Source organism: Aliiroseovarius sp., assembly GCF_030148435.1.
In the GTDB taxonomy this organism is placed as follows: Bacteria; Pseudomonadota; Alphaproteobacteria; order Rhodobacterales; family Rhodobacteraceae; genus JASBTN01.
Map to the genome: position 1 here is coordinate 1 of NZ_JASBTN010000037.1, position 9452 is coordinate 9452.

A 9452-nucleotide genomic window follows, 5' to 3' on the forward strand; every position below is an offset into this window, starting at 1 on the left:
GCCATCAATCTGGTCATAGGCCTTGAAATCACCGAAATACTTGGTGATCGCAGCCGTCAGAGTGGTCTTGCCGTGGTCGACGTGACCAATGGTGCCGATGTTGCAGTGCGGTTTGCCGCGTTCAAACTTTTCCTTAGCCATGATGGCCTCCTTTTATTTTCTGCCCGGGCGGGGCCGCCCCCGCCCGGAAATTTCGATCAGGCGTATTTGGCCTGGATTTCTTCCGAAAGGTTCTGCGGAACCGGGTCGTAATGCGAGAACTGCATCGTGAACTGCGCGCGGCCCGAGGACCTCGAGCGCAGGGTGTTGATGTAGCCGAACATGTTGGCCAGCGGCACGTTCGCGTCGATCGCGATGGCATTGCCGCGCGGCTCTTGACCCGAAACCTGACCGCGACGTGAGGTCAGATCGCCGATGATGCCACCGGTGTAGTCCTCAGGCGTGATCACTTCGACCTTCATGATCGGTTCCAACAGCTTGGCACCAGCCAGCCGCATGCCTTCACGCATGCACATACGTGCCGCGATTTCGAAGGCCAGGACGCTGGAGTCCACGTCGTGGAACTTGCCGTCGACCAGGGCGACCTTGAAGTCGATCACGGGGAAGCCGGCCAGAGGGCCCGAATCCATGACCGAGTTGATGCCTTTTTCAACGCCCGGGATGTATTCCTTGGGCACGGCACCACCGACGATGCGGCTCTCGAACGAGTAGCCTTCGCCAGCTTCGGTCGGCATGATCTCCATCTTGACTTCGGCGTACTGACCCGAACCACCCGACTGTTTCTTGTGGGTGTAGGTGTGTTCAATCGCCTTCGAGATGGTCTCGCGATAGGCCACCTGCGGCGCACCGATGTTGGCCTCGACCTTGAATTCACGCTTCAGACGGTCAACCAGGATGTCCAGGTGAAGTTCGCCCATGCCCTTCATGATGGTCTGACCCGACTCGAGGTCGGTTTCGACGCGGAAGGACGGGTCTTCGGCGGCCAGGCGGCCCAGACCCTGCGACATCTTCTCCTGGTCGGCCTTGGTCTTGGGCTCGACCGCGATCTCGATCACCGGATCGGGGAAGGTCATGGTTTCCAGAACAACCGGGTCGCCGGTGGAGCACAGCGTGTCCCCGGTGGTGGTGTCCTTCAGACCGGCCAGCGCGATGATGTCGCCCGCGAACGCTTCGGTGATTTCCTCACGATCGTTGGAGTGCATCATCATCATACGACCGACGCGCTCTTTCTTGCCCTTGGTCGAGTTCAGAAGGGTGTCACCTTTGCTGAGCGTGCCCGAGTAGATGCGGGTAAAGGTCAGCGAGCCGACGAACGGGTCGTTCATGATCTTGAACGCCAGCGCCGAGAAGGCCATTTCGTCGTCCGCGCGGCGGGCGATGTTGCGAACTTCGTCTTCGTCGCCGGGTTTGAAGCCCATGTAATCGACAACGTCCAGCGGGCTGGGCAGGTAGTCGATCACGGCGTTCAGCAGCGGCTGCACACCTTTGTTCTTGAAGGCCGAACCACCCAGAACCGGAACGAAGTCCAGAGCCAGGGTGCCCTTGCGCAGCAGGGCGCGCAGGGTGGCCACGTCGGGCTCGTTGCCTTCCAGGTAGGCTTCCATCGCGTCGTCGTCTTGTTCGACGGCGGCTTCGATCATCTTCTCGCGCCACTCGTTGGCCATGTCCTGAAGGCTTTCGCGGATCGGAACCCGAACCCAGGACGCGCCAAGGTCTTCACCCTGCCACAGCCATTCTTCCATGTTCACCAGGTCGATCAGACCTTCCAGCTCGGTTTCGGCACCGATCGGAATGCCAACCGGCACGGCGCGGGCGCCGGTGCGGTCTTCGATCATGTTGACACAGTTGAAGAAGTCGGCACCGATCTTGTCCATCTTGTTGACGAACACCATGCGCGGAACCTTGTAGCGGTCAGCCTGACGCCACACGGTTTCGGTCTGCGGCTCGACACCGGCGTTGGCGTCCAGCACACAGACGGCACCGTCGAGCACGGCCAGCGAACGTTCGACTTCGATGGTGAAGTCAACGTGGCCGGGGGTATCGATGATGTTCATCCGGTGCTTCGGCGTCTGGGCGGTTTCACCGTCTTCGGTGCGTTCCCAGAAGGTGGTGGTCGCAGCCGAGGTGATGGTGATGCCGCGTTCCTGCTCCTGCTCCATCCAGTCCATGGTGGCCGCACCATCGTGCACCTCACCAATGTTGTGGGACTTGCCGGTGTAGTACAGGATACGCTCCGAACAGGTGGTCTTGCCGGCATCGATGTGAGCCATGATGCCGAAGTTACGGTAGAGTTCCAGCGGATATTCGCGTGCCATTGGTCTAAGTCCTCTAGCTTACCAGCGATAATGGCTGAAGGCTTTGTTCGCCTCGGCCATCTTGTGGGTGTCTTCGCGTTTCTTCACCGCGGTGCCGCGCGACTGAACGGCATCCAGAAGCTCACCTGCCAGGCGCTCTTCCATGGTGTTCTCGTTGCGACCGCGCGAGGCGGTGATCAGCCAGCGGATGGCCAGGGCTTCGCGGCGCTCGGGGCGCACTTCGACGGGAACCTGGTAGGTGGCACCACCCACACGGCGCGAGCGGACCTCGACCGAGGGTTTGATGTTGTCGAGCGCTTCGTGGAACACCTCGACCGGCGCGCGCTTGATCTTGCTTTCGATGCGATCCAGGGCGTTGTAGACGATCTTTTCCGCGACCGACTTCTTGCCGTCGATCATCAGGTTGTTCATGAATTTGCTCAGCACGCGATCGCCATATTTGGCGTCGGGCAGGATTTCGCGCTTCTCGGCAGCGTGACGACGGGACATATCGGTATCCTCTTACTTGGGGCGCTTGGCGCCGTATTTCGAACGACGCTGCTTACGGTCTTTGACGCCCTGGGTATCCAGAACACCGCGCAGGATGTGGTAGCGGACACCCGGAAGGTCTTTCACACGGCCGCCACGGATCAGGACCACCGAGTGCTCCTGCAGGTTGTGGCTTTCACCGGGGATGTACGAAATCACCTCGTAACCGTTGGTCAGGCGGACCTTGGCCACTTTACGCATGGCCGAGTTCGGCTTCTTCGGCGTGGTGGTGTAGACGCGGGTGCAAACGCCGCGCTTCTGGGGGCAATTCTCCAGGTGCTGCGACTTGGAGCGTTTCACTTTGGGCTGACGCGGCTTGCGGATCAGCTGCTGAATGGTGGGCATTAGTTTCTTTTCCCGTTTCTCAACACATGTGTCTGCGTGGGTGTCCCCGCGCGGTTTCATTTCCTTCACCTTGCGCGTCCGCAAAGCAAAAATCCGCGACCGTTTCCATTCCGAGGCAAACGACGCGGTTGGTTCACAGAGGATCAGCGCTTCGAAGTAGCCCCGACCTTGATCCCTCAATTCTGGCAGGCCGGGAATACACCCGGCTGGATGGGCGCGCTATACGGGCTTTGCGACCATGAGTCAACAGCCATACCCGAACCGCTACCTCTTGCCGTCATGGTGCCGAGATCGCGCCCGCGACCGGTTCCCGTCGGCGGTATCGGAGGTTCGAAACTAGGCGGTCCGTTTGGCCTTCCTGCGCCGCTGCGCCAGCTGACGCTCGCGAAACAGGGTAAACAGCCCCATTGCCACCACGATCCCCGCACCGGTCAGCGTCAGGGCATCCGGCCAGTCTCCGAACACCAGCCAGCCCAGGATCAGCGCCCAGAGCAGGCCGGTGTAGCGGAAGGGGGCCACAAAGCCGATCTCTCCCACCCGCATCACGGCAACCGAGGCCAGATAGCCCATCAGGATGAAACAGGCCGCCAGAAACAGCAGAAAGAATTCGCGAAACCCGATCGGCGCCCAGGTCTCGGTGATCGACGCGGCTCCGGCCCCGAGGCAGATCGCGACAGACGCGACCAGCGAAACGGTCAGGGTCGGCGTGCTGCGGCTGAGGCTCCGGGCGGCCAGATCTCGCAGGGTGATGCAGCCAACCGCGCCCAGCGCGTAAAGGCTCCAGACCGAAAACCCGTCCCCGCCCGGCTGCACGATCAGCATGACCCCGGCAAAGCCGGTCAGGATCGCCCCCAACCGGCGCCAGCCCAGGGGTTCTTGCAGGAAAACCGCGGCCGCCAGCGCCACGGTCAGGGGCAGCGCCTGCAGGATCGCGGTGACATTGGCGATCGGCATGTTGAACAGCGCGGTCAGGAAAAGGTAGGTCGCCGCCAGCTCCGCAAGGGTGCGCAGAACGACCAGCCCCCAGTCCCGTCTCGGAAGATCGAATTTCAGCGCCCCCAAATGCCGGGCCAGAAGGTAGATGAAGATCGAGGCAAAGACCCCGCGCAGAAACACCGCCTGGAACAGCGGCACATCGCCGGCCAGCAGCTTGATGGCGGTATCGTTGAACGTATAGCCCGCCATCGAGGCGGTCATCAGCGCGGCGGCGCGCATGTTCGACTGGCTGAGATCGGAACTCATCGGGAAGTCATCGGCGGGATCGGTGAAAATTGCAATGGGCCATGCAATGTTCATGGGGCGTTCACCCCTCTGCGATAAACCACCGATATGACCGAGTTGATCCTGCATATCGGGCACCCCAAGACCGGCACGACCGCATTGCAGCGCGGGTATCTGCGCCAGCGCCATGAACTGGCCGCCAAAGGGGTGCTGTATCCCTTTCTGAACAGGGAAAGCGACCGTCACACCGCGCTTGTGCCCGCCCTGATCGACACCGAGCTGGTGACGGGCGACGTCGCCTTTCTGCCCCATTGGCCCGGTGGCGATGTCATGGGCCAGTCTGGACACATGTGGCGGGCCGTGCAGGCGCAGATCGCGAAGTTCAACCCCGCCAGGGTTGTGCTGAGCGGTGAGGGCTTCTTTCAGCTCCAACGCCGCTGGCAGATGGAGAGGATGACCGAGCAACTGGGCAAGGTCTTTGACAGGATCACAGTGGTCGCCTACCTGCGCAGCCCGCAATCCCGGTTCCTGAGCTCCTATCAGCAGGGGCTGAAGGCCGCCGGGAACCGTGCCTTTCTGCATCCGCGCCCCTATATGCCCGTGATCTCCGCCTGGTCGCGCTTCGGCCCCGGACCGCTCAGGCTGCACATCTTCGACCGGGCGGAGTTGATCGGCGGTGACGTCGCCCAGGATTTCGCCACCCGCTACACGCCCGAGGTGCTGGACCAGATCCGCGCGCGGCCCGACCGCGAGCTGAACAGCAGCCTGTCGGCCGAGGCGATGGCCGTGCTTGAGGGCTATGTCGATCGGGTCGAGGGGCTGGACGGCGCCGAACGCCGCACCGCCTGGCAGCCGCTGTACGAAAGCATGCTTCGACTGGACCGAAGCGTGCCGGGCTTTGCCCGCCCCCGCCTGACCGAAAGGGCCGACCGGCTGATCCAGCGCCGGTCGCTGGACCTCCGCTGGCTGCGGGCCGATCACGGCATCGCCTTTCACGACGTGGACTACCGCCTCGTCTCGACCGAGGAAACCGAAGAGAAATGGCGCCCGTCAATCACCGAACTGTGCCCGGTGGACCAGGACCGGCGTGCCCAGCTGGCCGCAAGGGTGGAACAGGCGCTGGCCCGCAGGACGCTTGGCGCGTCAACCTGGATCAGCCGCGCGCTGCGCCATCTTTTGCGCGCTTAGGGGATTGTGCCGTTTGGCTGTATAACCGCCATTCCCGTTTTCGGGCAGTTGGCCCGGGACGGTCATCTTCGCCTGCGCAGGCAGGGCGGTCCGCAAAGGAAAAGCCCCGCCTTTCGGCGGGGCTTGTCCCATCTTGTGTCAGAGCCGGATCAGGGCTGTTCGTCACCGGTCATTTCCGGCGTGTCGACCAGGCCGAGATCGTCCTCGGCGACGTTGTCGCCGAACACGTCATTGGCCGTTTCCGTCGGCGCGGCCAGGGCGGCGGCGGCTTCGGCTTCGGCGCGGGCCTGTTCGATCACCACATTGTCGCGCTTCTGCGCAATGGCGCGCACGCGCTGGGTGGCGCCGCCGGTCCCGGCGGGGATCAGGCGACCGACGATCACGTTCTCCTTCAGGCCGACCAGCTTGTCGCGCTTGCCCTGAACCGAGGCTTCGGTCAGCACGCGGGTGGTCTCCTGGAACGAGGCCGCCGAGATGAAGCTGCGGGTCTGCAGCGACGCCTTGGTGATCCCCAGGAGGATCGGCTCGCCCGAGGCCAGACGACGGCCTTCGCTTGCAGCCTTCTCGTTCGCGGTGTCGAACTCGGCCTTGTCCACATGCTCGCCCTTGAGCAGCGTGGTCTCGCCCGAATCCTGGATCTCCCACTTTTGCAGCATCTGGCGAACGATCACCTCGATGTGCTTGTCGTTGATCTTAACGCCCTGCAGACGATAGACGTCCTGGACCTCGTCGATCATGTAATCGGCCAGCGCCTCGACACCCATGATGGACAGGATGTCATGCGGCGCGGGGTTGCCGTCCATGATGTAGTCGCCCTTCTGAACGAAGTCGCCTTCGGCCACCGGGATGTGCTTGCCCTTGGGCACCATGTATTCGACGTTTTCCAGGCTTTCATCCGCAGGTTCGATCGCGATGCGGCGCTTGTTCTTGTAGTCGCGGCCGAAACGCACGTAACCATCGATTTCGGCGATGATCGCGTGATCCTTCGGACGGCGGGCTTCGAACAGTTCGGCCACACGCGGCAGACCACCGGTGATGTCCTTGGTCTTGGCGCCTTCACGCGGGATACGCGCGACAACGTCACCGGCTTTCACCGCCTGCCCTTCTTCGACCGACAGAATGGCGTCCACCGACATCGGATAGGTCACAGGGTTGCCCGCATCGTTGCGGACCGGTTCGCCGTCCTCGCCAACCAGGATCACTTCGGGCTTCAGCTCGTTGCCCTTCGGCGCCGAACGCCAGTCGGTCACGATCTTCTGGGTCATGCCGGTCGCATCGTCGGTCTCGTCGCGCACCGAGATGCCCGAGACCAGGTCGACGAACTTGGTGGTCGCGGTCTTTTCGGCGATGATCGGCAGGGTATAGGGATCCCATTCGAACAGCTTGTCGCCGCGGCCGATGTCGGCGCCATCCTTGACATGCACCTTCGAGCCGTAGCCGACCTTGTAGGCCGAACGCTCTTCGCCGTTGTCGTCCATGATCGCCAGGACCATGTTGCGGCCCATGACCACCTGGTCGCCATTGCGGTCTTCCAGAAGCGAAGCATTGCGGAATTCCACGCGGCCTTCCTGAGCCGCCTCCTGGAACGACTGCTGACCACCCTGGGCGATGCCGCCGATGTGGAAGGTCCGCATCGTCAGCTGCGTGCCGGGCTCACCGATCGACTGCGCCGCGATGATGCCGACGGCTTCGCCGACGTTCACCTGCGTACCGCGGGCCAGGTCGCGGCCGTAGCAGGCGGCACAAACGCCCTCGTCGGCCTCACAGGTCAGCGGGCTGCGCATGCGGATCGTGGCCAGACCGGCAGTTTCCACCGCATCGGCCTTGCGTTCGTCGATCAGCTCGTTCTTGGCGACGATGACTTCGCCGGTAGCGGGATCCACCACCTCTTCGGCGGCCACGCGACCCAGGATTCGCTCGGCCAGCGAGGCAACGACTTCACCGTCGTTCACGGCGGCTTCGGCCGTGATCGAGTTTTCGGTGCCGCAGTCACGCTCGCGCACGATGCAGTCCTGCGCCACGTCGACCAGACGGCGGGTCAGGTAGCCCGAGTTCGCGGTCTTCAGCGCGGTATCGGCCAGACCCTTACGGGCACCGTGGGTCGAGTTGAAGTACTCGAGCACGGTCAGGCCTTCCTTGAAGTTCGAGATGATCGGCGTCTCGATGATCTCGCCCGACGGCTTGGCCATCAGGCCGCGCATCCCGCCCAGCTGCTTCATCTGCGCCGGCGAACCACGCGCACCGGAGTGCGACATCATGTAGACCGAGTTGGGCTCCATCTCCGCACCGGTGTCGTCTTTGCGCATGGCAGAAATCTCGCCCATCATCGCATCCGCCACCTGGTCCGAACATTTCGACCAGGCATCGACCACCTTGTTGTACTTCTCGCCGGTGGTGATCAGGCCGTCCATGTACTGCTGTTCGTACTCTTTGACCTGCTCGCGCACGCCATCGACGATGGTCCATTTCTCGTCCGGGATGACCATGTCATCCTTGCCGAAGGAGATGCCGGCCCTGAAGGCCTCCCTGAAGCCCATCGACATGATCTGGTCACAGAAGATGACGCTCTCCTTCTGACCGCAGTAGCGGTAGACGGTGTCGATGACCTGCTGCACTTCCTTCTTGCGCAGAAGGCGGTTGACCAGGTCGAACGGCGCCTTGGCATTCATCGGCAGAAGCGCGCCCAGGCGGATCCGGCCGGGGGTGGTGTCGAAGCGTTGATAGACCTCGTTGCCTTCCTCGTCGATCTGCTTGATGCGGGCCTGGACCTTGGCATGCAGGTGCACTTCGCCCGAGTCCAGCGCGTGCTGCACCTCGTCGACATCGGCAAAGACCATGCCTTCGCGTTCCATGGTGATGTAGTAGAGACCAAGGATCATGTCCTGCGAGGGCACGATGATCGGCGCGCCGTTCGCAGGCGACAGCACGTTGTTGGTCGACATCATCAACACGCGCGCTTCCAGCTGGGCTTCCAGCGACAGCGGCACGTGAACGGCCATCTGGTCGCCGTCGAAGTCGGCGTTGAAGGCCGAACACACGAGCGGGTGCAGCTGGATCGCCTTGCCTTCGATCAGCACCGGTTCAAAGGCCTGGATGCCCAGACGGTGCAGCGTCGGTGCGCGGTTCAGCATCACCGGGTGTTCGCGGATAACCTCGTCGAGGATGTCCCAGACTTCCGGACGCTCCTTTTCCACCAGCTTCTTCGCCTGTTTCACGGTGCTGGACAGGCCCTTGGCCTCCAGCCGCGAGTAGATGAAGGGCTTGAACAGTTCCAGGGCCATCTTCTTCGGCAGACCGCATTGGTGCAGCTTCAGCTCCGGCCCGGTCACGATGACCGAACGGCCCGAGAAATCGACGCGCTTGCCCAGAAGGTTCTGACGGAAGCGGCCCTGCTTGCCTTTCAGCATGTCCGACAGCGATTTCAGCGGACGCTTGTTGGCGCCGGTGATCACGCGGCCGCGGCGGCCGTTGTCGAACAGGGCATCGACCGATTCCTGCAGCATGCGCTTTTCGTTGCGCACGATGATGTCGGGCGCGCGCAGTTCGATCAGACGCTTGAGGCGGTTGTTCCGGTTGATCACGCGCCGGTAGAGGTCGTTGAGGTCCGAGGTCGCGAACCGGCCCCCATCCAGCGGCACCAGCGGGCGCAGTTCCGGCGGGATGACCGGGATCACGGTCAGGATCATCCATTCCGGGCGGTTACCCGATTCCAGAAAGCTCTCGACGATCTTCAGACGTTTGATGATCTTCTTGGGCTTGAGCTCACCGGTGGCCTCTTTCAGGTCCTCGCGCAGCGTCGCGGCTTCCTGCTCCAGGTCGATGGCCTGCAGCATTTCGCGGATCGCTTCGGCCCCG

Annotated in this window: 7 protein-coding genes; 1 reads left to right on the forward strand and 6 read right to left on the reverse strand. The window is 62.7% G+C overall.

Annotated elements, in window-relative coordinates; translation table 11 throughout:
* The 5 genes from Q1V43_RS06325 to Q1V43_RS06345 form a co-directional block, all read right to left on the reverse strand.
* Positions 1 to 141: GTP-binding protein (locus Q1V43_RS06325; RefSeq protein ID WP_287473517.1), on the reverse strand; the 141-nt coding region annotated here is incomplete at its 3' end.
* A gap of 56 nt (positions 142 to 197) precedes the next feature.
* Positions 198 to 2315, reverse strand: a complete 2118-nt coding sequence (fusA, locus tag Q1V43_RS06330) for an elongation factor G (protein WP_300515394.1) — start codon at positions 2313 to 2315, stop codon at positions 198 to 200.
* Between the two features lie 18 nt (positions 2316 to 2333).
* The gene (rpsG, locus tag Q1V43_RS06335; protein ID WP_300515396.1) at positions 2334 to 2804 is read right to left on the reverse strand and encodes a 30S ribosomal protein S7; all 471 of its coding nucleotides are present in this window, start codon (positions 2802 to 2804) and stop codon (positions 2334 to 2336) included.
* A gap of 12 nt (positions 2805 to 2816) precedes the next feature.
* Complete coding sequence (rpsL, locus tag Q1V43_RS06340; RefSeq protein WP_222492150.1) at positions 2817 to 3188, reverse strand: 30S ribosomal protein S12; 372 nt, start codon at positions 3186 to 3188, stop codon at positions 2817 to 2819.
* A 336-nt stretch (positions 3189 to 3524) separates the two neighbouring features.
* On the reverse strand, positions 3525 to 4430 hold the full coding sequence (locus tag Q1V43_RS06345) for a DMT family transporter (RefSeq protein WP_300515400.1): 906 nt from the start codon (positions 4428 to 4430) through the stop codon (positions 3525 to 3527).
* A gap of 87 nt (positions 4431 to 4517) precedes the next feature.
* Between Q1V43_RS06345 and Q1V43_RS06350 the strand changes: the two genes are divergently transcribed.
* A complete protein-coding gene (locus Q1V43_RS06350) occupies positions 4518 to 5597 on the forward strand; it encodes a hypothetical protein (RefSeq protein ID WP_300515403.1) in 1080 nt (359 codons plus the stop codon).
* A gap of 149 nt (positions 5598 to 5746) precedes the next feature.
* Here the strand turns inward: Q1V43_RS06350 and rpoC are convergent.
* The coding region (rpoC, locus tag Q1V43_RS06355) for a DNA-directed RNA polymerase subunit beta' (RefSeq protein ID WP_300515407.1) at positions 5747 to 9452 on the reverse strand (3706 nt) is incomplete at its 5' end.

Excerpts from the sequence above, each read along its gene's own strand:
- rpsG (WP_300515396.1), bottom strand. The coding sequence starts at position 2,804 with ATGTCCCGTCGTCACGCTGCCGAGAAGCGCGAAATCCTGCCCGACGCC.
- rpsL (WP_222492150.1), bottom strand. The coding sequence starts at position 3,188 with ATGCCCACCATTCAGCAGCTGATCCGCAAGCCGCGTCAGCCCAAAGTG.
- Q1V43_RS06345 (WP_300515400.1), bottom strand. The coding sequence starts at position 4,430 with ATGAGTTCCGATCTCAGCCAGTCGAACATGCGCGCCGCCGCGCTGATG.
- Q1V43_RS06350 (WP_300515403.1), top strand. The coding sequence starts at position 4,518 with ATGACCGAGTTGATCCTGCATATCGGGCACCCCAAGACCGGCACGACC.
- fusA (WP_300515394.1), bottom strand. The coding sequence starts at position 2,315 with ATGGCACGCGAATATCCGCTGGAACTCTACCGTAACTTCGGCATCATG.